Source organism: Rhodopila globiformis (assembly GCF_002937115.1).
GTDB classification, from domain to species: Bacteria; Pseudomonadota; Alphaproteobacteria; order Acetobacterales; family Acetobacteraceae; genus Rhodopila; species Rhodopila globiformis.
Genome location: NZ_NHRY01000128.1, coordinates 39,915 through 63,948 on the forward strand (window position 1 = coordinate 39,915; position 24,034 = coordinate 63,948).

Genomic DNA, 24,034 nt, shown 5'->3' on the forward strand with positions numbered 1-24,034 from the left:
GAATGTGGAGCGTCATGGGAGCCAGCGTTCGAGGCCCAGAACATCGCAGGCACGGTCAGCCCAACCAGGATGCTTGGTTGGGGCGCCTCGGGCACGGTACTGCGCTTGCGGTCGTTTGCGATGGTCTGGGGAGCCGCCCTCATTCCGCGGGCGGGTCGCGTGAGGCATGCCGCGCCGTCGCCGACGCTGTTCGCCACTGGGCTAATCTTCCTGAAGCCCCGCCTGAGCTCCTACTGAGACTCATTCACGCGCTGTGGAACATGCGCGTGCACCAGAATGGCCGCGACGAGAGCGCGACCACCTGCATGTTCGCTGTCACGATGAAGGACCGGCCTTTGCTGCTTGCGCAACTCGGCGACGGCCTGGTGATGTTGAAGACGCCCGCGGGGACGACCACTCTGGAGCCGCCGAGTGAGCGCTTCGGAAATGCGACGACGGGCCTGGGCGTCGCCTCGGATGTTCGCGAGTGGCGGCTCCACCTCGAGCCGAATTTCACAGGGGCTGCATCCATCCTGCTTGCCACGGACGGCGTCGCCGATGACCTAGTGCCAGAGAAGCGCGCCGAGTTCCTGACGGTCCTCGTTACGAAGTACGGGTTACGCCCTGCTGCAGCAAGGTCACGCGCCATTGCGAAGCAGCTTCGTGACTGGCCGACGCCTCGGCATCGCGACGACAAGACGGTGGCCGTGCTCTGGAATGACGCCACGACGGAGGCATCCGAATGAGCGACTTCCCCAGCACCGTCGTCGACGACGACGGCAACGTCCACCACCTGCTGAAGCAGCCTCTCGGACGAGGTGGCCAAGGCGTCGTGCTCCGCACGCGTAGTCCGCACATCGCCGTGAAGCTCATCGGCGCGGTGGAAGACGCACCGGCCGCGCCCGAAGCCCGGTCGGCCCAGAAGCTCTGGGGCCAGCTCACGAAGGCACCCGGCATCGCGCTCTCGCCCGACGCGCAGAAGCACTCCGCGCTTCGACGGCGGCTCGAGGACGTGCGTGCGTTGCCGCTGCCCGGACTTCACCTCGCGCAGCCCCTGTCGATGCTGCGCGACCACGTCGGCTACACGATGCGCTTGCTCACGGGCATGGTGCCGATGCGGACCCTCATCGCCGAACCAGGGACGGCGAAGCTCGGCGAGTTCTACCAATCGTCCGGTGGCCTCGGGCGGCGGCTCGAACTGCTCGCCAACACGGCGGGCTTACTCGCGCGCCTGCACGCCGTGCCGCTGGTCTACGCCGACGTCTCCCCAAACAACGTGTTCATCTCGGAGACGGCCGAGGCGAGCGAGGTCTGGCTGATCGACCTCGACAACCTCGACTACCTTTCGGCGAACGCGCCCGGGATCTTCACGCCAGGCTTCGGTGCGCCAGAGCTCGTGACGGGACGCGCCGGAGTCTCGACCCTCTCCGACTCCTATTCCTTTGCCATCCTGGCGTTCTGGGTCCTCACGCAGCAGCACCCGTTCCTCGGCGACTACGTCGATGAGGGCGGCTGGGATGACGACGGCGACGAGGACCGCGAGCAGCTTGCGTTTCGCGGCGAGCTACCGTGGATCGAGGACGCCGCGGACGACTCCAACCGCACCAGCAAAGGGATCGCCCGGCACCTCGTACTTTCGAAGCCCGTTCGCGAGCTGTTTCAGCGGACCTTCGATGCTGGTCGAAAGCATCGTGTGGCGCGGCCGAGTATGTCCGAGTGGGCCGAGGCACTCCGTCGGGCAGCCGATCGCGTCGTCTCCTGCAGGAGCTGCGGCTCGTCGTTCGATGTGACCGCTGGGAGTTGTCAGTTCTGCACCGCAAGCCCGCGCGCGTCGTTCATCCACATGCAGGTGAACCGCTGGGATCCCGAACTCGACGACGCGGCTGGGGCATCCGCGGTCAGCTCCCGGGCCGTCTGGCACAAGATGCTCGACGTCACGAAAGACAGCGTCGTGCTCCGTCACGTCATCGAGCCGGTTCTCGCAGATGCCGAGGACGCGCCGGTCCTCCGCGTGCGAGTCTTGAAGAGTGGGATCGCCATCCAAGCGCTCGCGAACCACGAGGTCCACGTGGTCCTTGGTGGACGCATGCAGCGCCTGGGCGCCGAGCTCAAGCTGCCGCTGCCCAAGGCTGGAAACGAACCGGTCCTGCATTTCGGCCCGTTGGACCGCCCCCACCGCATGGCTGTCCTCCGACTGTATTCGGAGGGAACGTGAAGATCGATCAGGTACCCTATGGCCAGCTCGAGAGCCTTCGCCTTCGTTGGACGTCGGCGAGCGGCGCGCTGCCCAACGCGGCGGTGCCCGGCGCCGAGGCGCTGCTTCAGTTCTCTGAGCGAGAGGCGCAGGCGACGCTTCGGGTCGGAGGAGAGGTGTTGGGCGTCCAGGGCGATGGTCGAAAGCACGAGGTGCTGCTCGACGACCTCTGCACGCGCCACTTTCCCCACATCGCGTGGGTCGTCGATGCAGGAGCCCAGGTGCTCACGCTGCAGGTCCGCACGTTCCTGCACGCCCTGACGCTCCCGCCCATCGAACTCGGCATCGACGAGAAGGCGCTCGAGGCACTGGAGCGGATCGACCGCAAGCTCGCCTCTCCCGAGCGTGCGTTGGATTGGCTGGACGAGCAGTTCTTCCTCGACGGAGAGGCCGGCAGGCGAGGGTTCGCGACGGCCGAGTCCACGACAGGAGCCTTCGCGCTCTTTGGCCGGACGGCGCGCGCGTTCATTCGTCGGGTGAAGCGCCCGGACTCCACCGAGGGGCTGCTCGTCGATCGCGTCGCTCGCGGGCGCGGTCAGGGCGGAGAGCAACTCGCGCTGGTGTCGGGGGACGTCCGGTTTGTCGATGCAACCGTAGCGGGGAAGCTCCGCGCCGATGCGGCAGCTCAGCTTTCGTCGCTGATCACCGCTGGCTCGAGCTTCCTGGACCTGTGGAGCCGCTACGGCTCGATGGAGAACGAAGCAGCGCTGCGCAGGGCGAGGAGGGCTGGCTGGCTCAAGTACGACCACGTCGAGTCGCTACCGGACGGACGGTATCGCTTCTCACTGGCGAACGACTGCACACTCGAGGACGCAGACCAGTTCAAGCGCACGCTCACCGAGGAGCAAGGGCTCGGCGTCGAAGCCGTCAGCGAGGTCCCGGAGGTGCTCACACGCGAGATGTCATGGGCCGAGTACGAGGCCCAGCCTCGCCCGAAGGATGCCCCGTCGCCGGCGACCTTCGACGGACGCGTGGAACTCCACCGGCGAGATCGCACCATCACGTTGCTTCAGCGGCGGAGCGACGACGGCACCCCGCCGGGCACGGGCGCACTGGTGGTCTCGCTTCATGGAGACAAGACAAGGCTAAAGCGTCGAGCCGAGGCAGAAGGCGCCATCCGAGAAGCACGCTGTCCGATGCCACAGCTTGGTCTGCTGCTCGAGGGGCGTCCCGTGGCAACGCCCCGTCGAGGCGCGATCGCCCCCGTGACGCCCAACGTAAGGCGAAAGGTGTTCGGGGCGCGTAGCCCGACGCCGGCGCAGGAGAAGGCACTTCAGGTTGCGCTGAACACTCCGGACATCGCACTCATCCAAGGCCCACCAGGCACCGGGAAGACAACAGTTATCGTCGCACTTGTAGAGCGGCTCCAGGAGGTCTGGGACACGCAGGACGGTGTCCAGGGCCGTCTACTGCTTAGCGGCTTCCAGCACGACGCGGTAGAGAACGCGATCCAGCGGATGAACATCAATGGTCTCCCTCCCATCAAGTTCGGCGGGAGATCGAACAGCACCGAGGACGCCGACCGTGTCGACGTTACGATCGACAGGTGGTGCAACGAACGAAGCGCGGAGATTCGCAAGAACCTGCCGTCACGGCCGGCTTCGGCGCTGCAGAAAGAGCTCTCCGAGTTGGTGCAGGGCTATCTTTTGGCGCCAGGCACGCGCGCGCACACAGCTTCCTTGCTTCGCAGCTTCACGCCCCACCTCCTAGGAGCGGTGCCCGCCGCGCTTGTCGATCGCCTCGTCACGCTTGCGCGCGACCTGTCCGAGCATGCACGAGCGGCACGACGTGGAGACCCTGACCACGAGCGGCTCGTTCGCTGCGTGCGCGCGCTGCGCTGCGACGGGCGGTCCTTCGCCGATGATGGGCCGCGAAACGCCGATCGGCTCGCGCGCGCGCTTGCCCGCGCAGAACGTCGAGACGAGCAGGCGAAGAAGCTGCTCGAAACCGCTACCTTATGGACTGGAGCTGGAGACCCGCCGTTCCTCGACGACCTTCGAGCGCTTCGCCGACGGCTGTTGCTCGACATGCTACCTCCCGATCGCACCGAGGACACCATTCCGCGTGTTCGGACCGATATTCTCGAGCTGCTGGGCGAGGTGCGTGACCACCTCGAGCAGCACCAGAACACGTCGCGAGACGGGGCCGACGAGGCGACTTGGAGGTTTCTCGCCGCGCTCGAAGGGGAGCCCGAAGCCGTCAAGCGCGCCATATTGTCGTACACGTCCGTGTTCGCTGCGACCTGCCAGCAGTCGGCAAGGCAGGAACTCGCAGCGCTCAAAGGCTCTGAGGGCTACGATACCGTCGTGGTGGATGAGGCCGCGCGCGCGATGCCACTCGACCTGTTCGTCCCTATGGCCCGCGCAAAGCGACGGATCGTGCTCGTGGGCGACCACCGCCAGCTCCCTCACATCCTCGACCAGGAGCTTGAGCGCGAGCTCGAGGAGGCGTTGTCGGGCGGCAAGAGTGCGGGAGAGCGCACGAGCGAGATGCTGAAAGAGAGCCTCTTCGAACGGCTGTTCAAGGATCTTGGGGACCGAGAGAAGCGCGACGGAATCCCTCGCGTCGTCACCCTTGACGAGCAGTACCGCATGCACCCGGTGCTGGGGCAGTTCGTCAGCGATCAGTTCTACAAGCCGCACGGGGAGGCCTTCAGGTCGCCCCGCCCTGCCTCGGAGTTCGTTCACTCGCTGCCCGGGTATAGCGGGTCGGCGTCGTGGCTGAGCGTCCCGCGCAAACTCGGCCTGGAGCGTGATGGCCAGAGCAAGTCACGTCCCGTCGAGGCAGAGGCGATCGTCGCGGAGCTGAAGCGGCTCATGGACTCGAAGGAGGGTCGCGAGCTCACCTTCGGCGTGATCTCCTTCTACAAGCAGCAGGTCAAGGTGATCGAGGATGCGCTCGTGGACGCTGGCATCGTCGCTCGCACCGACGACGCCACGGAGATCGTTGAGCCCTACCGCGAGTTGGTGCTTCCCAACGGTCGCGTCGCGGAGCGCCTCCGGTTCGGCACCGTCGACGCTTTCCAGGGCATGGAGTTCGACGTCGTGTTCCTCTCGATGGTCCGCAGCAATCCGCGCGGGATCTTCGGGCACGTCACCTCACCGAACCGGCTCTGCGTGGCGATGAGCCGTCAAAAGCGGCTCCTGATCGTTGCGGGCGACGACGGAATGCTCCACGCGGCCAACGCGCCGAAGGCGATCAGCCCGCTGGTCGAGTTCCACAAGCTGAGCGAGGTGCGAGATGCCGCCCGTGTTTGATCGCACCACGCCGATCGTAGACTTCGGCGCCACGTCGTCGCCGCTCAGGCGCGAGGCCCATCGATGGCTGGTGTGGCCCGCGCTCGCGTACAAGGTCCTCCTGCCGTCTCGGGGCAACCCGCCTTTCAACGTCTTTCAGCGCGCCGCGCTCGACATGTGCCGCGCCGGCGTCAGCAACGCCGAGGCGATCTCGCGCCGCCTCGCGCTCCCTTTGGACCTGATTGGTTTCGTGATCGAGCAACTCCTCAGCATCGGGATGCTCGATGAGGCGCGCGCACCGACGCACCGAGCGCTGCGCCTGATGAACCACGACGACGAGCCCAGCGAGGTGCAGGACGCTGGCTACGTCTTCGTCGATGGAGTCGATGGAAGGCGTGTCTGGCCGCGCGTCCATCGCGGCAGTCTGCCGATTGTCGATGCCGAGTTCGAGCACTCTAAGGCCAAGTTCCAGCGGGGCACCCCCGGAAGGCCGGAGCAAGTCCTCGCCAACGTGGTTTGGCCGGGATCCGGAGCACAACCCTCCGCACCTAGCGCGTACGAAGCGCAGAGGGCCGCTCGACACCACGCCCGCCGCGTGCGCGCATTCAGACGAGAGGTCTCTCGCGGAGACGCGGACGACGTTCTCGATGGCCTCAAGTCTGCCGGTCTGCGCGTCATCGACGTAGAGCCGGAGCCCATCTTCGTAGCGTCGTACGTCTTTCTCCCGAAGGACGCGCGGCAGCGTTCTTGGCTTGTTGCCGATCCCCTTGGACTGGGCATCAGCGACGTGCTTCGCCCGGGTTTGACGAAGCTTGCCAAGCAGGGGAAGCACGGCCTCCCGGAGCTGCTAGAAAAGGTCGCCGGTCAGGCGTGGCACGTCGATGAAGGAGACCTCGCCCTGTATCTGGCAGAGGCAACGAAGGCCGCCACGGGGCGCGTTGAGCGTCGTCTCGGTGACGCCGCGACGCTGCTGCCCGCAGACGTACTCGCTCGGCTTGCCGATGCCGACGTCCGCCTCGAAGGCGCGCAGACAGCCAAGCCGATCGAGGACTTCCTCGGGAACGCCTATGCGGCCCTCGAGTGCGTGTTCGGCTGGATGGTGTCCCTTTACCCTGACCCGAGCCTGTTCTCGGCGCTGGGAGACAACGCGCCCGAGAACGCGCCGTTGCTTCGGCGAGTCGCCGAGCAAGTTGGCTTCACCGTCTCGTCGCGCACGCTGCCGCTCCTGAGCGTCACCCGTGGCATCGTGAAGGGGGCCATCTGCTTCGGCAACAAGACGCTTCCTGGCCGACTGGCGGCGGCCCTTCTAGCAGCGCAACGCAACAGCGATCACCCGCTCGTCACCCTGGCCGCTCGAGAGCCTGACGCGCTCGAGTGCTTCGCGGAGATCGGAAGACTCAGGATCAACGCCTCGCACGATACCTCCACTATCCCGAGCGCCGGGGTCACGGTCGAGATGCGCGACCGCTTGTTCGCGGTCCTCCGGGCGCTTGTCGGTGCTGGTGCAGTGGACGTGGAAACCGACACGTTCGAGCCGTCCTGGGGTGCCGACCTGCTGCTTCGCGTGCGCGCTCGAGCCGAGCGGGCATCCGAGAGCTATCCAGGACTCGCCGAGCGCCCCAACGTTCGCTCGCGCGTGATCGAGATGCACCACGCGGCGCTGCTCGTGAAGCTGCTTGCTGCTTCCGCAGCTACCGCATCGGGGACCTTGAGCACACGTGCTCGCGATGCCCTCGTGGCATTCACTATCGTGATGGAGGCGGCGTTCGCCGAGCTCGAAGCAGAGGCATCGACGCCAGCCTCCATCGTGCAGACGATCTCGAACGACCGCGAACAGAACGCGGTTCAACTCGCGTCCGCTGCCGTTGCGGTCGGCTTCGAGGTAGAACCGTCGGGCCAGCTCCCCAAGGCTCTCACGCATGCGAAGGCGAACCGCATCCGGCGAGCCGCGCTGGGCCAGGGGGAGACGTTGTCGGCGCGCGTCGCGGCGCAGTTGCTCGCAGCGCAGCAGCAGTCGGACCATCCGCTTCGCGAGGTCGCGAAGCGGCTTCCCACTTTGCTCCTGGACGTGGGCCGCCTCGTTGATGCTCGCGGGCACGGAGATGATGTCGTCGTCACGGCAGCCGAAGTCGCCGAGATCGAGACGATGGTTGCCAACGACATTCGGGCGATGCTCGAAGCGATTGATTGAGGGGAGACCGAACACCATGAGCGGCGCAAACGAAGAAGCCACCACCGTCGACGCTGGCCAGACGAGCGCTGCCAATGCGCTCGACGTGAACGCTGCGGCTCGCCTCAAGCAACTCGACGCGCGCGAGCAGTCCCTGGCTGCACGTGAGCAGGCACTCAAGGACTGCGAGCAGCAGGTCAACGACCAAGCCGGGGCGCTCAAGGAGCGTGAAGAGGAGGTTGAGGCTGCGAAGACAAAGGTCCAGCGTGACCTCGCCGATCTCGCGAGGCGCCAGAAGCAGGCGGCAGAGACGGAGAGTTCGCTCGAAGTGCGCTCTCGTGACGTGGCTCACCGTGAGATCGAGGCGAGCGAAGGGTTCGCCTCGAAGAACCGTGAAGCGCTCGGCGCCCTCACCAAGGCGCACGCGTCGCTGCGCGCTGAGGTAGAGCGCCTCCAGGCCGAGCTGGACGCGGGTCGATTGAAAGGAGTCGAAGATCTTGAGAAGCGGCTCGCCGATGAGCGGCGAACCCGCACCGAGGCTCTCGACGCAGAGCTCGAGGCGGAGCGGAAGCGGCACCTCGCGAAGCTCGCTGCCGAGGGCGCCGCACAGGATGCTGCGCTTGGTGAGCAGAGAGCGCGCTTCGCCAAGGAGCAGCAATCCGCCCTTGAGGAGATCGAGCGAGAGCGCGTTCGCCTCGCTGACCTGGAGGCTGAGCTTCGCCGCGGGCTTGGCGACCTGCGTGGGAAGGAGGAGGATCTCGCCGGGTACCGCGCGGGTATCGAGCGGTCCATCGAGGAGAGAGCGCGTGACCAGGTGACGTCGCTGGAGCGCCAGTTGGACGCTCTGCGTGAGGACCACCGACGGGACCGCGACTTGGTCATCTCGCTCGAGTCACAATTGGCCGCGTCGCGCGACCTCTTGGCGAGGTTCGGGGACGACCCCGCCGAGATCGAGAAGCGCATCGCACAGCAGTCGAAGAAGATCAGCGACCTCGAGAAGGAGCTTCTCCGCCGCCCGAGTGCAAGCGACAAGGAACTCTTGGTGACCCTGCAGGAGCAGGAGCGTGCCTGGGCGGCTGAACGAGACCGGTTGGTTCGTGAGCTCACGCAGTTCAAGGCTGAGCAGAGCCGCTGGCTTACCGGCGTTGCTGATCTCGAGCAGCAACGAGAACGTCGCGAGGTCGCGGAACGCCGACTCGAGGTGCTCGCCGGAGAGATGGAGAAGTACAAGGCCGACGTCGACCGGATGCGTGCCCTGTACGAGCGCCCCGAGGAGCGGGCCGCGCGTGTTGGCGCCATCGAGGAGCCCTGGCGTACGGACTTCAAGCGCGCCGAGGGCAGCACGCCGAAGGAGCTCGACTGGCTCAACTCGATCACGGCCGCGTGCGAAAGCAGCGGCATGCGCTTCCCGAAGCGCCTGATCCAGGCCTTTCACACGTCGCTCAAGGCCGCAGAGCTGTCACCGTTGACGGTGCTCGCTGGAGTGAGCGGCACCGGCAAGTCGGAGCTTCCTCGGCTCTATTCGCGCTTCGGCGGGCTCGCGTTCCTCTCGCTCGCGGTCCAGCCGAACTGGGACAGCCCGCAGTCGTTGTTCGGCTTCTTCAACTCGGTCGACAACCGATTCAACGCGACAACGGTCTTGCGTGCGATGGTGCAGGCTCAGCATGACCGTCACCACGAGACCTACAAGAATGGGCTCTCGGACCGGCTCTTATTGGTCTTGCTCGACGAGATGAACCTTGCCCACGTGGAGCAGTACTTCAGCGATCTCCTCAGCCGACTCGAGCAGCGTCGTGGCGAGAGTCGAGACGTCACGCTCGACATCGACCTCGGTGCCGGCACGCCGCCGTACCCGCTGCGCCTGGGACGGAACGTGCTTTGGGTAGGCACGATGAACGAGGACGAGACGACCAAGGCTCTGTCCGACAAGGTCGTCGACCGTTCCAACCTGCTGTACTTCCCGCGTCCGCGTGAGCTTCACAGCCGTAAGGAGGTCATCCTCGGACCGGAGTCGCCGTTGCTCGCGGAGAGCGCGTGGCGCGAGTGGGTGCAGTTTCGTTCGCCGTTCACGTCGGACGAGCTCAAGCCGTTCAAGGAGGGGCTCCAGGAGATCAACTCGCGGCTCGAATACGTGGGCCGAGCTCTAGGTCACCGCGTCTGGCAGTCGGTCGAGTACTACATGGCGAACCACCCCGAGGTGATCGACGCTCGCGCGCGCCAGGATGCGGACGCGCTCCAGCGCACGTTGCGGCGTGCCTACGAGGACCAACTCGTCCTCAAGGTTATGCCGAAGCTCCGGGGTATCGAGACTACCGGCGACTCGAAGCGCAACTGCCTCGACCCCATCCGCAAGCAACTCGACAGCGCCGACATGGGTCTTGGGCTATCGGACGACTTCGACATCGCATGCCGTGTGGGACACGGCGCGTTCGTCTGGAACAGCGCGAGGTACCTGGAGAACGCTGAATGAAGAAGGCGCGCGCGGCGCGCGACCGCGCCGCTCCCAAGACAGCGGCGCTACCGCCGCCGATCCCGCAGTTCGACGAGTTGGACGCTTTGGCGGCATCCAGCGCGCCGACCGTGGAAGCGGCTTGGTGGATTTCCCACCAGGTCGCGGAGCACGTGTTCGCCACGATCGCCCACCGCGATCCGCGCACAGGCGCCCCTCTCCCGAGACCTCTCACGGAGATCCTGCGCGACGTTCGAATCGCCACCTCGAAGGGGAGTCGGCCGTTTCCGCGCGATCGCCTCCTCGTCGCCGCCGAGTTCACCGCGGACTCCCTCGAGCACTTGCTCGACCGGCATCGCCATCGAACTGTCAGGACCCACGAGCAGCTCCCGTTCCATCAGCTTCGCGAGGTCGACACCCGATCGATGGCGTGGCTTGCCCGACAGCCCGGAAGGAACATCCGCGAGAAGCTCTCGGGCCGCACCCATGCGCTGGGCGTGAAGCGCGACGTGTCCGTCGACACGACCGAGAACCGGCTCCTTCGGTCGTTCGCCAAGCTCCTTGTTCGGCGCGCCGGCAGCCGGCTGGACCACAGAGACGCCTACGACGGAACAACCGAGGACGTAGAGCGTGTGCGTCGGCTGGAGGAGTGCATTCGCCTTTGCGATGAGCGGATGAGACGCTCCGAACTCGCCGAGATCCCCACCCTGACCCGCTTGCAGCCCAACAACGTCCTGCTGAGCGACCCGCACTACTCGCGGGTGTTTCGCGCATGGAAGTGGCTGCGCGACGATGAGGAGGCACTGCGCGAGTCTTGGAACGACGCCCTCCAGCGTACGCGCGTCCTTCTGTGCTGGATGGTCGCAGCGCAGCTCGTGACCGGTGAGCGGGTGGTGGTCGTGGAGACGCTGGGACGCGTCCTCACGGAACGCGGCGACGAGCACCACCTCGGAGTCGAGGTGCTGGGCGCCGAGGCGGTCGGGGCCGACTGGTTTCTGAATCCGCCGCTGCACTTCTTGGTGTTGCCGAGCGGGCACAACGACGCGGCGTTCCGCATCCGCCTCTCGCTGGAGGGTGAGTTCATCCTCGCCCACGTCGCCAGCTCGGGCGGGCGAGGGCTCCTCGTGGAGGAGTCGGTCTCTGCGCTCGCCTTCGAGATGCGTCCCACCTCGGAGCGACTCCAGCCTCAGCGCGGAATCGGTATCGCGATCGACGGCTTGGAGACCTCGCTTCTTGGGGCAGACCGCGCGTTCGCCGACCTCGCCGGGCTGACGCCCCTTGCCACGCAGATGGCTCGGCAAATCCTCCAGCGCTGCAATGTGAACCCGAACCTCGAGCGCCGAGAACACACCGCCGTTGTGCTGACGGACGGTGCAAGGCTCGGCATCGAGCTCGGCACCGCCTCGCTGCACGTCGGCGCGGAGAAGGGTCTGCCGCTGCTCTCGGCACCGTGGGCCTTGGCGCTCGATGTGCCGGGCGAAGAGGGTGGCATCGACTGGGTTGAAGGGCGCACGGACCGGGAGTTGGTCCTCGGCGCTGCCGGTCGTTCGCTGCGAGCCACCGGCGACGTCCTGGACGCGAGCGAGCAGGCCGACGCAGGGATGCTCGCCTTGGCGGCGGACCGCTTGCTGGGGAATCTCGCGTCAGAACTTCAGGTGCCGACCGATGCACGGGTCGCGTACGCCGTCCCCGATGCCGTCGATGAGTTCTCGCAGCGCAGCCTGCGAAGCGCGTTCGGAGGCTCGTTCCATCGTCCGGTTCCCGTGTGGAGGAGCGTCGCGGCCGCGATGTCCTGGGCTTCGGCGGCAGGTGAGCGCGGGCCCCGCCCGGGAGAGACGGTGGTGGTCGTCGACATGGAGTTCGGCGGCATCTCATTGACCGTGCTGACCGCCCGGCATGACAAGAAGCTCGAGCAGGCACATCCGTCGTCGCGCGGGATCTACTGGGAGCGCAAACCGCTGCTCCCTCCCGACGAGCAGTTGGAGATGCTCGGTTGGCCACATGTCCTCCGCGCCTACGCGCGGATGCTGGTCGAACGAGACGTGAGCACGCTGGCGCCTGAGTTCCAGGAGCGCGTTGTCGAGGACCTCCTCCGCAGCGGCAAGATCGGTGCGCTTGTCGCGCGTGGCGGTTCGATCTTTGTACAAATCGCTTCAAGACAGCGAGCGACGCCCGACGTCGTGAAGTTCTTCGAGGACCCTGCATGGTTCGACGACGAGGTGGCGCGATGGATCGATCGCCTCGATCAGAGCGTGAGGGATGCGCTCTCGGAGATCGGCAAGGCCCGTGCGGTGCTGATCGGCGGCCCGTGCGACTACCAACGGTTTTATGGGGCTGGGCGACAGACGGGTCGGATCAAGATCTTCAACGAGGAGAAGGGCTTCGGTTTCATCCATCCCGACGACGGTAGCGCTGATGTGTTCTTCCATATTAACTCCGTGCAGGTAGCCGACGAAGTGGCGCTTCGGCGGGACCTTGCCGTTGAGTTCGACGTCGGCAAGGGTAGGAAGGGGCCCGAAGCCCATCGCGTCACCACGGTGTCTTCGCTCGCATCGTGGTTGCGGCGACGAACGGTGGTCACGTCGGGGACACTCGCGGCCGGCGCGCGTGAGTGCCTGCTCCGACTGGACACGGGCTCTCCCACCTGGCGTGAGTGGCTGCCCGAGCTGTCGCTCGAGGTCGTGCGCGACGGCCACTTCGGTGAACTCCCGCTGCTCGAGCGAGGGACGTTTACCGACCCGTTCCTCGGTGCGGCCAAGGAGTTCACGGTCCCGGAGACCCTCACGCTGGCGCGCGGGCACCGGTGGTTCTCCTTCCCGCTGCTCGTCGGTCGCCAGGGACGCCTGCCAGTCGCGTGGGAGGCGCGGCTCGATTCGCCCGCGTTCCCTCTTGACCACGAAGTGCGCGCGCGGCTGCGACTTTCCTACCGGTACGGCCTCGAAAATAGCTACATTCTTTCGGTGGAGCCTGCCTCCCCGGACGATGCTCCGTTCGTTGGGCTGCAGGCCAAGTGGATCAAGGGAGGCGAGGGCACCACGTCGGTGCTTAGCCGGGAGCCCCTACTTATTCCGCAGGTGCCGTGGGACAAGGATCGTGCGGACACCTTCGTCAAGGCGACGCAGTCACTTCGTCTCAGTGACGAGAAATTTGCGAGGTTTCTGTTCGCCGTGACGCGCGAGTGCTGGTCGGAGGGACGAAGCCTCGCGACCGCTCCGGACAACGTTCAGCGTGTTTTCCCTGGATTCCGCGAACAGTTGTGGACCGCCCTTCCACCCGAGTTGCACTGCCGCGAGATACCGCGCACTCTCGAGATCCTGTCGCTGCTCCACGAAGACGCACCGCCGGAACTCACAGGTTTGCTTTTTGATCTGGATCGCCAGGCTGGCGACGACGTGGACACGTACCGGAAGACGTCGAGCATGCTGGCTATGCTCGTCGGCGATGGGGCGGGCGAACGGAACGCGATCCTGCACCATCTAGTCGATCGGCTCCGACATTACACCGATGGAGAGGTTTTCAGTCCTGCACTGATGGGCCACACGATGCGAGCGTTGGGCAACGCCGCCTGGAGGCATCCAAACTTCGTGGGAGCGCTGTCCTCAGTGTCCGGCGGTGCAGCTCTCATCCTCAGGCAGTGCCGACGTTCGTTGCAGGGACTGCTCCTGCGCATCCCGGTCAACGTTTCCTCTGACGAGGAGGGCCAGAAGGTTGCGCGGCTCTACGGCACTCCGTTCAGGGACGCCTGCGAGTTGCTGCTCGCGCTGATGGCCGTCGATCCTTTGGATCCAGTTGTCGCTCCGCTGCGCACCGGCTCCCCATCCGCCCACGCCTTCGCCAAGCTCGTTCGCCAGCTCGATGCCAGGCTCGCGTCTTTCGGTGCGACTCCGCACTGGCGAGTGCGCCTCGACGTCGAGGTGCCGCCCGCCCTCCACCGAATGTCACCCGTTGCCTTCGCATTGAACACATACTTGGCAGGTGGCGCGGGCGCGAACTTGGTCCAGGTCACGGGCGCCGATCTTGACTGACATGTTTAAGCGTCTCCTCGCTGCGTCACCTTGGTTCCGGCATCTTGCTTTCGTAGCCTTACGGACATGTTCGGCACGCATGGTTCAGGCTGAACGCGTATACAGGGTAGCAGCAGGCGCTGGTCCGCAAGGTGGCCCACCACGGCCTTGAGCAGGACTCCAGATTCTGCTCTGCCTCGGTCGGTGCAATTGCTATCGCCCTCAGAGCCCGAAGCATTTCTGTGTAGGTTGCGGTAGCCTCCGAGCAGCGTCGTCAAGCGCTGCTTCAGCAGCTCTACGGTATGCCGCCGCCGGAACCTCCGGCCTCGCCGGCCCCTTTCGGACACCCTGACAAAAAGCACCAAGGGTGCATTGGTCCATATGCTCACCCTTTCGCGTGTGTTGGGAGTGTGCTCCGCGTGAGCTAGGAGTGTGCTGGGCGTGAGCAACCTGGGCTGGCGACAGCCTCAAGTTCATTCGCAAGGTCGCGCACGATCATAGCCGCATGAGCGAACCAAAACGAAAACGGCTGGTACGGAAGCGCAAGCTGGACAAGTGGAGCGGGCGTGGCGAGATCTACGCTTGGCTCAGGGCACACCATAAGAAGATCAAAAGCCTCAAGGTTGGGGACGATCGACCTTGGTCGGAGCTGCTTCTGGACCTTCGGGCGGACCTTGCTGGCAGCATCCCAGCGGACCGCATCGCCTTGAACAACGTGCTCAACACATGGAAGCGGGTCTGTCGGGATCTTGACGACTCACCACCCGTGTACCGGTTCAAGAACTATCCCTCGCGGATTTCAAAGGACTGGAGGCCAGAGGTCGTCTCTTCGCCGACGGTGGAGCCGGCGCCGCGTGGCCAGTTGACGCCAGGTATTCACCCGCCGGGGACCAGCCTCATTCGCAAGCCTGGGCAGGAGAATGCGGTCACCGGCAGGAAGCTGACCGGGGAGGAGAAGCTTGCTCGGCTTGAGGCAGAATTGGCCAGCCGGCGGGGCGGTTAGCACAAAGGAGAATGCATCCATGGACGGTGATGTTGACGTCGGGGCTGGGCCCCTCCCGCGGTCGGTTCCGGACAGTTCGCCGGGCAGGATCGACCTGATTGTTCGCGAAGGCCGGGGGCGGCTCGGCGGAACCATGTTTCTTGATCTGCTGATACAGCGGGCCCGTGCGAACGGGCGCCGGGTCAAGCCGATGGACGGGGACCTGAAGAGCCGAACGCTCAGCACGCTCTACCCTTCGAAGGATCCCAGGGGCCGAGCGATCGAGGATGGGGCGAGTAGCCCTGTAAGCGACGACATCGCACACCAGAAGGACTGGATACAGGAGCAACTCAACCAGATGACGGAGGACCGGGTGTCACGGATCCTCGATCTAAGTGGGGGCGATCGGGTCATGCAGGAGCTGGTGCTCGACCTGATGCTGAAGGACTTCTGCGGCGATTTCGGGATCGGTTTGACGAACATCGTCATGCTCGGTCCCGACGTCGAAGACTTCAATCACGCAATGGAGAGGTTCAAGGCCGAGGACTCGCGCGGCGATCGGGTGATCTTCGTCCTGAACGAGGGCGTGATCCGGCAGGGCCAGACGACGGAGGGTGCGTTCACCACCATCATCAAACACCCCGACTTTGTCGCTGCGCTAAAGGGGGGCGCTCAGTATATCCTGCTTCGCCGATTGAGTTGCATGCATGTCCTGCGCGAGCGCGGTATCGGCTTTTACGATGCGGCGGCTGGGCGGCCGGATCGGAGTGGGGCGAAGGTCCCGCCGACCGTTCAGCATATGACCAAGGTGTGGCTGGGGGCGTTCGAGCGGTCCTCGGAGGACATCGCCGAGTGGCTTCCGTGACTGATGAAGTGGCGGCGCTCCGCGAGAGCGTCGTTCGCCTGATCGAGGGTGCCCGTCGCGATGGCATCGAGCCAGACGGCCCATTGGGCCGCTGGCTCGCCGCGCAAGCCGGCGCGCTGGAGAGCCTGGCCTTTGTGCTGCAATCGCAGGCCGACCGTGCGGACGCGCTGTTGAGTGGCATCGACGTGGCCGCGAAGGCCGAGCTTGCGAAGGCCGCTGCAACCCTGGAACAGGGCAAGAAGGCGATCGCGCAGGGCGAGGTTGTCCTCGCCCAGGCGCGCGCTGCGCAATATCATCTGCACCTCTCGGAACAGACGTTGGTCAGCCGGCTGGTGAACGACACGTTGCCACTGTTCGCGCAGCACATGAAGGAAGCGCTGGTCATTCGCGAGCGGCGTTGGAACCAGGACAAGGGCCGTCAGCGCATGGCGCTGGCCGGCGCGATGACGCTCGCTGTGTTTCTGTCGGGCTTTGTCATTCGCACGGCGGTCGATTGGGATCGGCTGGGGCTGGCGGAACGCTGTGCTGCTCACCCCATTTCGGAGGGGACGCGCGTCGTGTGCGAGATCAGCCCGAGCGCCGCGCCGTGACTGTCAAGCCGGCAATCTCGTTCACAACGTATTGCGCCAATGTGGGCCTCCTAACGAGAGGAGGTGTCATGTCGAGGAGAGACAAACAGGTCCCTTGGATGGGCCGGAGTGTTCGGCTGGTGGGGACGAGCGTAGCGGGGGTCCTGGGCCTGGCGCTTGTTGATGCGGCGGTTGCGCAGCAGGCGCAGAGCCTGAACGGTCCGCCGGTGCAGGTGATCCCGTATGCGTCCGAGCCGGGCGTTCCGACGATCACGATCAATCCCGGGACGCCGAACCCTTTCCCAACTGGCGGTGGTTCGGGGACTGGTGGCAGTGGCAGCGGCAACACGGGCGATAGTGACGCCCTGACCACTTTACTTGGAACATCGTGGGGATCGCAGGCGGTCCAGAACGCCGAAGCTCTCGGCGTCAACCCATCCGCTTTGGCGGCGACGTGTGTGCTGGAGAGCGGGTGCAGCCAGCCTTCGGGCGGCGGCGGCGCACAGGGTGTTTTCCAGATGTTCCCCGCAGCCTATCAGGAGGGGTTGGCGACCGCGCTGGCGGCAAATCCGGGCCTAGCATCTCAAATAGTGCAAGGCTCTGCTGGAATGAACGATCTGACAACAGAGGCGATTGCCGCAGCTGGTTACCTGATGCAGGCGAACCAGACACTCCAGTCCGCCGGTATTTCCAACCCAACAGTGTTGGACGCGCGGAGTTACTACGAGTTCGGCCCGACATATGGTGTAGCGGTGGCGCAAGCGCCGCCCGGCGCGACAATGGCATCACTGCTGCCTGCGAGTTTCCTTTCGAATAATGGGATCTCATCCACGGAGACGGTGGCGCAATGGCAGGCGTCAGTTTCAGCGAAAGTCGGCAATGCCTCCGGTCAATCCGTTCTTGGTTAGGAGACGAAGAATGCGTTCGAAGTTCTTTACACTTACTGTCTGCGGGCTTGCGTGGACCACTGCTTCCTGGGCTTCACCGCGCTATCCGGTGTCAGCCGTCCCTACTCTGAGCTGCATGTCGCTTAAGGTTACTGATCAACAGGCTATGGATCCAAGTTTTGTTGTGCCGTTCTACAAAGGTCCATCCGAGCGTACGCCAGTGGTCGGCCGTGCTTCGTCTGTCGTTCTCGTAAAAAAGCCAGTCGTTGAAAAAGATGGCTTCATCGCCGCCGTCCTATTCAATGGCGTTCCAGGATGGGTCTCAGCAAGGACTCTGGGACCCTGGCACACTATGGACGGATCATCAGGGAAGTGCATTCCGTCTCGGATGTCAGACGGCAGTATCGGTTTCGACATAAAGTAGGCGTGGCGTCAGACCGGTTGCCGAAGAGCACAATTATGTCGCGATCCCCTATACGGCCTTCTTCGGGCATCATTTGGCTTATCGCAGCCGCCCTGCTTTTCGTGATCGGCGCGGTTGCTAACGGCGCATCCGGCTCCCGTGAACTGGCTGAGCTGGGCGTGATTGGCTCGGTCGTGGCGATTGCGTTTGTCGCTGCGTTCATGGGCTGACGGGAAAGCGCGTCAACAGGCATGCATCCGGGCGAGGCCGGGTTGTGGCAGACCTCTTGGGGTCTGCGGCTGGCGCGTCCTGGCCTTGCAGCCGGGTGCGTGCCCCGGCGGTGGATGGTGCCGACCTGAACTAGCCCGCCTGGTGTGTACACGACGAGAGGGCCGACCTGTGTGGGCCGGCCCCTGTCGTTGGGCGGATCAGAAGGGTAGGTCTGCTTCGGTGATTGCAGGGGCGTCCCAGACGATGCAGCTCACGTCGATGTCACGGTGGTAGGTTTCGATGTGGCGGATTGTGTAGCCCTGGGCGGAGAGTGCGGCGTTGTCGTCGTTGGCGTCGATGTCCGTGGCCACGGTGCCGTTCGAGAGGTGTGTCATTGCGATGTTCCCTTTCTGCATCAGCCCGATTGCTGATGAGCAGCGGGAAGGCCGGGCTTCGTGACGGCTCAACCTCCGCGGAGGGAGGACCGGAGCCACGCGCAGCCATGCTCGGCGCCTCTTCGCGCCGAGCATGGCGAGCATGGCGAGGACCGGACTGGAGCGGCCGCGCAGCGGCGCCGAAGGCGGGGTTGAATCGGCGCGACCTTGCCCGGCCTTACGCTCGAAGATCAGCAGGTGAGCGCTTTTCCTCCCCGACCGTAACTGGTGTCGCAGGATCGGGACCGCCCAAGTTCCGTGCTCCCGTTATTTCCCCCTGGGGAGGGCGTCGGCGGAAAGGAGGGGTGGTGGGACAATGCGGAAGGCAGGGGCCTTGCGACCCCCGCTCCGGTGCCTTACCCGAAGGCGGCCAGCTCCTCGGCGGCGGACTTGCGGGCGGTGCTGCTGCTGGCGGCGGCGGGGGCCTCATAGGGCTTCCAGGTCTCGCCGGTGATGTGGGCGTAGGCGTGGACGGCGCCTTCGGCGGCGGCCATTAGGGCGTAGGCTTGCAGGCCCATTTCGGCGGCGAACTGGCGGGCGCGTTCGGCCTTGCTCTCGAACCCGGCGACCCCGTTGCGGTCCTCGTCGCGGTCGTCGTTTTGGGACGCCACGGTGAGGTCGCGGGCAGTGGTGACCTTGCTCTGGTAGAATGTGGCGGCGCCGTAGGCCGAGCCGACGAAGGCTCCGACGATGCGCTGCAGGTGGATCTCCATCGCCTTCGCGTTGAGATTGTCGGTCAGCTCGTTGGCGCAGCGGACCATGTGCTCCTCGGTGCCCTCGCGGATGGCGGCGTAATCGACCGGGTCGACCCCGAAGGTGCGGGAGAGGTTTTCGGCGAGGCCGCCGTGTGGGGCGACTGCCTGGACCATCTCCAGGGTTACTGCCTGGCGGACCTGCGGCTTGCGGGCGGGGGCGGACTTCTGCGTGGTCTTCGGAGCGGACTTGGAGGTCATGATCTATCTCTCTCGCTGCCGAGGAGTGTTGCTGGCCCCATGCCGGCGTCCTCCCCCTCGGGTGCGGTTTCCTGGGGACGGGAAAGGCGGCCGCGGAAACCCCTGAGGACGGCAGTGGTGCGGGAGCGCAGCGACACGGTGCCGTTCGAACCGGAGGCGCTTCGCCCGCCATGACAGGCGCATCGTGCCTGGGCGGCGAAGCGGGGGTTGTAGGGGACGACGCCCGTCCCAAACCGCACGCGACCGAGGGGGTGACGCCGGCACTGTGCCGGCGACATTTCGGCCTGCGATGGATGATCTTCTCGCCTCCCTTTTGCGCTCCCATGAGCACGGGGCCGCCCTCGCCCCAGAGCTATGTTCGCGGCATTCTGGAAATGGTCTGTGCCCGCTCCGGCGGCCTGACCGGAAACCCGCAACCTGGGGGCGCCTGCCCGATCGCCGCGTTCGAGGGGACGGGAGAACCTACGGTCCGTAAGCCATCATTCGCGGCGACAGATCATGTGATGGCGATGACGTCACCCGCGCATAACCGGGCCCGTCTGCCGGCTGGCGTTGCCTCTCTCGAAGCAGGATCAGCGCAGCGCCGACCATGGCAACGACCAGACACGACCGGACGAGCCACGGGGACGAGCCGGATTGGGCATGGCCTCTCGACAGCCATCGTGCCGAAGGGCGAAAGCCCGCCAACGGCCCGCTAGCCTCGCAGTTTAGCCCAACGCTCTCACCAAGGAGACCGGAGCCAAAGGAGCCCCAGCCCCAGACGCACACGGCTCAACCGTGCCGATGGAGGGCTACCGGAGAGAAGCAAAGGGGTCGGGGTCGCACGGGCCCCGTCCAACGACCGTCTTCGGCTTTCCTCGGCAGGAGCGGTCGGGATTCGGTTTCGCTGATTCAGCGACCGCGTCATTCGCATCGCGCCAGAGAACACTACGACACCAAGATGGTCAGGGCGAGATCCATGCCGCGTGCTGAAGTTCCCATGCAAATCCTCAATGTTCGTCGTCCTGCGCATCATGACCTGTGGGATGTCGTTCGTTTCAAGATCGTCGATGGGCGGCGCATGCTTCGAAAGTGGCTCGCCGATCCGACGGTGAGCGATGAGCTGCGGATGGGCGATGCCGAACTGCTTGCGCGCTTCGAGGCGCATCTCGCCGAGCGCAAGCCGGCGAGGATCCGCTTCCTGACGAGCGAAGAGGCTCTGGCAATGCTGATGATGGCGGAGGGCCAGACGCTGCATTGACCCGCCGCCGGCCGGGACCGGCGGCGGGCCGCACCGTTTATGCGGTGTGCCGGGGCTTGCGGCCGGCGCGGTTGTCGTTGGCCGGCTCTCCGAGGTCGGCCTGGTAGTCGAAGACGACTTCGACGAACGGCGGGAGGCTGACAGTAAGACCGAGCTTGATCTTCGCTTTTCGGGTGAGGCGCTGTGCGATCCGGTGGATCGAGCGGCGAAGGCTGCGGGCGGTTCGGGTGATGGCTGAGATGAGTGGGTTCATAATGTCTCCTTCTGCAATGTCGGTTGCGATTGCGGAGACGATCGACGGCGCGGCGGCGGTGTAGGCACCCCGGAGGGGGCGCAACGGATGTGGAGCACCGCGCAGCGGTTGCTGAACCGACGCCGTGACGTAGGCTCCGCCATCGTGAGCAACCGCTGCGGAAGGGGATATTATGAACGCCCTGCCCTCACCCGGACCGCTCGCTCCCGTGATGCGGACAACAAGAGCCGGATACCGTGAAAAGCGTTTTATATCAACTATTTAATTGATATTTCCCGCCGAATCAGCGTAGGTAAGATCCAGGGTGAAGAGGAGCGGAATCATGCGCATCGAGCTGCTGCCTGGCATGACGAATGTGGTGCGGTTTCCGGTGGAGCGGAGGGCGCGGCCGACGCTGGGTCTGCTGCGTGACATCGCGCCTGACGTGCGCGAAGTCATGAGCCTGGCCGAAGCTTTCGGGATGGAGATGCCGGCGCCAGATCTGCGTGGACGCACCGACGCCGCGACGGCGGAGCACATCGCGACGAACGCGCCGGTGACCCCCGCCGAACTCGCGGCGTTTCTGGCCGAGCTTGAAGGAATCGCCGTGCGACGGGCGATCTTGGCCTGCCGGGACGCACACGACGCATCGTTGGCGGCTGCTGACGCTCAGAAGGTACTGCTTGATGCCAGGACGGCCGGATCGTTCTGGACCGAACCGCTGCAGGAGAAAGCGGAAGCCAGGACTGATCGTGCGGCGGTTTTGCTGCTGGCGGCCCATGCGCAGGCCGAGCAGGCGGAGGGTGTCGCGCGTGCCGTGGCGCTGGCGCGGCATCGCGAGCCGTGGTCGCCTCGTGACAGCGTGGCCGAGATGGACTTTCTCCTGGACGTGCATCGCGCCGCGGGCTGACATGAGATCAGCCCGCGGCGCCCGAGGCGTGCTCAGAGCACGATCATGATGAGCAGCTCGCTCGCCCCGTAGACGCCCGGCTCGCCGCAGGATTCGCACTCGTATTTGCGGGCATCGGGTTCGACGCCCTCAGCTTCGGCGCCGCAGTGGACGCAGAAGCCCGGATTGTCGAGCGAGCGCTGCTCGCGCTCGACGGCTTCCTCGACACGCTCGGGCGTGATGGACGGGTGAATTTTCATGGATGCCTCGTGGGAAGGGTTGAGGGGTGCGTGGCTCAATCTGCCGCGCTGGCCTGGGCCGCGCGGCAGGCGGCCAGGAGGGCGTCCTCGGCCGCCTTGCAGGCCCGTGCGCGGCCGGAGAACTGGCCTGCGATTCGCCGGTAGTCCTTGGGACCTCGAATTTGCTGTGACGTGCCGCTCGCCATCTGGCGAAGGATCAGCCCCGCCCTGTGCAGGTCGTCGACGGCGCCGGCGAGCGCGCCGATCGCGGCGCTGCTCGCGGCGAGAAGATCGGGGGCGGCAACCGCCTCCGGCTCGGAGCGGGACATGGTCTATCCTGTCGTCTGGAGGGTTGGATGGATCAGGGCGGCGACGGGCAGCCCGTCGCCTGGTGCGCTCATCGCCGGTTCGAGATGCGGGGCGCCCGGTGGAGGCCGGGGGCGACCAGGCTCACCCCCAGCTGTAATGCGTGGCGCCGATTTCGCGTCCGCGCTGGATGGCTTTCATCAATGCGCCGAGCTGGCGCTCGATGTAGCCTTCGTTGCGGCCGATATGGATGATCGTCATTCGGCCTGGTTCGCTGTCCTCGACAGTTGGCAGTTCGGGTGATCGCTTGCCGAGGTGACGTCGCAGCGCGGCCGTCACCAGGTTGGAGAAGACGTCGATCGCGATGACGTCGCCGTGGGACTCGGGCTCGAGGCCGAGCGTCAGTAAAAGGTCGACCGCGTTTGCGTTGCACACGTCGACTTCGAAGTCTTCCTGATCGGGCCGCCCGATATGCGGCAACGCCCAGACATCGCGATCCGCATCGCGGACGTACGGCGCGAAACAAACGGTCATCTGATCCCTCCGGAGATGTTGGGTTGTCGGCTGGTCGCGCGGGCTAAAGGCCCGGGCAACAGCCGCATTTCGCTTCGATGGCGAGCCGTTCGACCGGATCCACTATCCGCAGCGCCCTTTGATGCAGGATCGAGCCCGCGCGCGCGTGGCGGACGACATGCTGCCAAGCGTCCTCGTCGCTGCGGAACAACGGCGTGCCGCAAGGAGAACTATCCGGCCGCTGCAGCTCGATGCGCGGCGTGCCATCGTCGCGCAGCCCGCAGTCGAAGACGTTCCAGCCTTCCGCCTGCGCGTCGAAAGACGCAGACGCATCGTCGGAGGCCCTGCCCCGCTTGCCGGGCAATTGAAGCAGCTGCGTGAGGGTGGCGTAGAGATGCGCGCGCGCCGGCGCGCCGAAGATCGCTGTCATGCCCGCCTCCGTGGCAAAGAGGATCGTCAACAGCATAGTTGCGGGCGCGCTGCGATCAGCGCGCCCGCGAAAAACGACCCCTAAAACGGGATCTCGTCGTCCAGATCACCGCTCGGCGGCGGGGCGGACGGCTCGGTCGACCGGCTGCCGTTCGAGGGTCGCTCGCGGTTGTCCGGGGCAGAGTCCAGGAACGTCATTGTCCCGTTGTAGGGCGTGAGATGGATCTCGGTGCTGTAGCGGTCGTTGCCGTCCTGGTCCTGCCACTTGCGGGTGGTCAGCTTGCCCTCGACGTAGACCTTCGCACCTTTGGCCAGGTACTTCTCGGCGATATCGCCCAGGCCCTCGTTCCAGATCACCACGCGATGCCACTCGGTCCGCTCGACCTTGTTGCCGCTGGCGTCCTTCCAGCTCTCGCCGGTTGCGATGTTGAGCGTCACGACTTTCTTGCCGCTCTGCGTGCTGCGCACTTCCGGGTCGCGCCCGAGGTTGCCAATCAGCTGCACCTTGTTCAGGAAACCAGACATCATCTCATTCCTTCAGTTTCCCATCGAACTCGTCCGGCACCACGCCAGGCGTCGTCCTCTCGGATGCGGTCTGAGAAAACCGGAGGGGCGGACCGCCCGCCCCCGAACGGCGCGGTCTTGGTGCGGGAGCGAGCAAAGCGAGCAACACGGCAGCGCCGTGAGCCGAAGGCGCCGTACTGACGGGCCCCATCGCGCGTGCGCGATGGGTGTCAACGGCGGGGATGCGGAGGCGGGACGCGACCCGGTTTAGACCGCAGTCATCCGAG

At 65.5% G+C, this 24,034-nt stretch carries 21 protein-coding genes; 13 read left to right on the forward strand and 8 right to left on the reverse strand.

The features are described from left to right. Window positions 1–14: 14 nt before the first annotated feature. The 11 genes from CCS01_RS12490 to CCS01_RS33660 all read left to right on the forward strand — a co-directional run bounded on the left by CCS01_RS12490 (window position 15) and on the right by CCS01_RS33660 (window position 18,028). Window positions 15–725, forward strand: coding sequence for a PP2C family serine/threonine-protein phosphatase (locus CCS01_RS12490; protein ID WP_239992142.1), 711 nt, complete (start codon window positions 15–17; stop codon window positions 723–725). Then, window positions 722–2,194: a protein kinase domain-containing protein gene (locus tag CCS01_RS12495; protein ID WP_104519147.1), complete on the forward strand. Its 1,473-nt coding sequence runs from the start codon at window positions 722–724 to the stop codon at window positions 2,192–2,194. Before CCS01_RS12490 ends, CCS01_RS12495 begins: the two co-directional genes overlap by 4 nt. Next, window positions 2,191–5,490, forward strand: coding sequence for a DEAD/DEAH box helicase (locus CCS01_RS12500; protein WP_104519148.1), 3,300 nt, complete (start codon window positions 2,191–2,193; stop codon window positions 5,488–5,490). Before CCS01_RS12495 ends, CCS01_RS12500 begins: the two co-directional genes overlap by 4 nt. Beyond that, window positions 5,483–7,660: a hypothetical protein gene (locus CCS01_RS12505; RefSeq protein WP_146101716.1), complete on the forward strand. Its 2,178-nt coding sequence runs from the start codon at window positions 5,483–5,485 to the stop codon at window positions 7,658–7,660. The genes CCS01_RS12500 and CCS01_RS12505 overlap by 8 nt, the downstream gene beginning before the upstream one ends. Window positions 7,661–7,676: 16 nt before the next feature. Then, window positions 7,677–10,109 (forward strand): hypothetical protein, encoded by a 2,433-nt coding sequence (locus tag CCS01_RS12510; RefSeq protein ID WP_104519150.1) that lies wholly within the window; start codon window positions 7,677–7,679, stop codon window positions 10,107–10,109. After that, the gene (locus CCS01_RS35705) at window positions 10,106–14,113 is read left to right on the forward strand and encodes a DUF2357 domain-containing protein (RefSeq protein ID WP_104519151.1); all 4,008 of its coding nucleotides are present in this window, start codon (window positions 10,106–10,108) and stop codon (window positions 14,111–14,113) included. Before CCS01_RS12510 ends, CCS01_RS35705 begins: the two co-directional genes overlap by 4 nt. Window positions 14,114–14,597: 484 nt before the next feature. Further along, a complete protein-coding gene (locus CCS01_RS12520) occupies window positions 14,598–15,095 on the forward strand; it encodes a hypothetical protein (RefSeq protein WP_104519152.1) in 498 nt (165 codons plus the stop codon). A gap of 19 nt (window positions 15,096–15,114) precedes the next feature. Then, window positions 15,115–15,939, forward strand: coding sequence for a hypothetical protein (locus CCS01_RS12525; RefSeq protein ID WP_104519153.1), 825 nt, complete (start codon window positions 15,115–15,117; stop codon window positions 15,937–15,939). Then, entirely contained in the window at window positions 15,936–16,529 is a 594-nt protein-coding gene (locus CCS01_RS12530; RefSeq protein ID WP_146101717.1) for a hypothetical protein, read from the forward strand. The genes CCS01_RS12525 and CCS01_RS12530 overlap by 4 nt, the downstream gene beginning before the upstream one ends. Before the next feature lie 68 nt (window positions 16,530–16,597). Further along, window positions 16,598–17,416 (forward strand): hypothetical protein, encoded by an 819-nt coding sequence (locus CCS01_RS32770; protein ID WP_146101718.1) that lies wholly within the window; start codon window positions 16,598–16,600, stop codon window positions 17,414–17,416. A 438-nt stretch (window positions 17,417–17,854) separates the two neighbouring features. Beyond that, window positions 17,855–18,028, forward strand: a complete 174-nt coding sequence (locus CCS01_RS33660; RefSeq protein ID WP_158258362.1) for a hypothetical protein — start codon at window positions 17,855–17,857, stop codon at window positions 18,026–18,028. A gap of 198 nt (window positions 18,029–18,226) precedes the next feature. Here the strand turns inward: CCS01_RS33660 and CCS01_RS33665 are convergent, their stop codons facing one another. Together CCS01_RS33665 and CCS01_RS12540 are read right to left on the reverse strand one after the other, a co-directional pair. Further along, window positions 18,227–18,403, reverse strand: a complete 177-nt coding sequence (locus tag CCS01_RS33665) for a hypothetical protein (protein WP_158258363.1) — start codon at window positions 18,401–18,403, stop codon at window positions 18,227–18,229. Between the two features lie 395 nt (window positions 18,404–18,798). Beyond that, entirely contained in the window at window positions 18,799–19,395 is a 597-nt protein-coding gene (locus CCS01_RS12540) for a hypothetical protein (protein WP_104519156.1), read from the reverse strand. Between the two features lie 958 nt (window positions 19,396–20,353). Here CCS01_RS12540 and CCS01_RS12545 point away from each other — a divergent pair. Then, window positions 20,354–20,635, forward strand: a complete 282-nt coding sequence (locus tag CCS01_RS12545; RefSeq protein WP_146101719.1) for a hypothetical protein — start codon at window positions 20,354–20,356, stop codon at window positions 20,633–20,635. Window positions 20,636–20,672: 37 nt separating this feature from the next. Here the strand turns inward: CCS01_RS12545 and CCS01_RS12550 are convergent, their stop codons facing one another. Beyond that, entirely contained in the window at window positions 20,673–20,888 is a 216-nt protein-coding gene (locus tag CCS01_RS12550) for a hypothetical protein (protein ID WP_104519158.1), read from the reverse strand. Window positions 20,889–21,210: 322 nt separating this feature from the next. Here CCS01_RS12550 and CCS01_RS12555 point away from each other — a divergent pair, with 322 nt between their 5' ends. Continuing rightward, complete coding sequence (locus CCS01_RS12555; RefSeq protein WP_104519159.1) at window positions 21,211–21,777, forward strand: hypothetical protein; 567 nt, start codon at window positions 21,211–21,213, stop codon at window positions 21,775–21,777. Between the two features lie 32 nt (window positions 21,778–21,809). Here CCS01_RS12555 and CCS01_RS12560 read toward each other — a convergent pair whose 3' ends face one another. From CCS01_RS12560 to ssb, 5 genes are all read right to left on the reverse strand, one after another. Beyond that, window positions 21,810–22,016, reverse strand: coding sequence for a hypothetical protein (locus CCS01_RS12560; protein ID WP_104519160.1), 207 nt, complete (start codon window positions 22,014–22,016; stop codon window positions 21,810–21,812). A 35-nt stretch (window positions 22,017–22,051) separates the two neighbouring features. After that, the gene (locus CCS01_RS12565) at window positions 22,052–22,324 is read right to left on the reverse strand and encodes a hypothetical protein (protein ID WP_104519161.1); all 273 of its coding nucleotides are present in this window, start codon (window positions 22,322–22,324) and stop codon (window positions 22,052–22,054) included. Between the two features lie 121 nt (window positions 22,325–22,445). Beyond that, window positions 22,446–22,835, reverse strand: a complete 390-nt coding sequence (locus CCS01_RS12570; RefSeq protein ID WP_104519162.1) for a hypothetical protein — start codon at window positions 22,833–22,835, stop codon at window positions 22,446–22,448. Window positions 22,836–22,878: 43 nt separating this feature from the next. Beyond that, window positions 22,879–23,244, reverse strand: coding sequence for a hypothetical protein (locus CCS01_RS12575; protein ID WP_146101720.1), 366 nt, complete (start codon window positions 23,242–23,244; stop codon window positions 22,879–22,881). Between the two features lie 80 nt (window positions 23,245–23,324). Next, a complete protein-coding gene (gene ssb, locus CCS01_RS12580) occupies window positions 23,325–23,768 on the reverse strand; it encodes a single-stranded DNA-binding protein (RefSeq protein ID WP_104519178.1) in 444 nt (147 codons plus the stop codon). Window positions 23,769–24,034 lie beyond the last annotated feature (266 nt).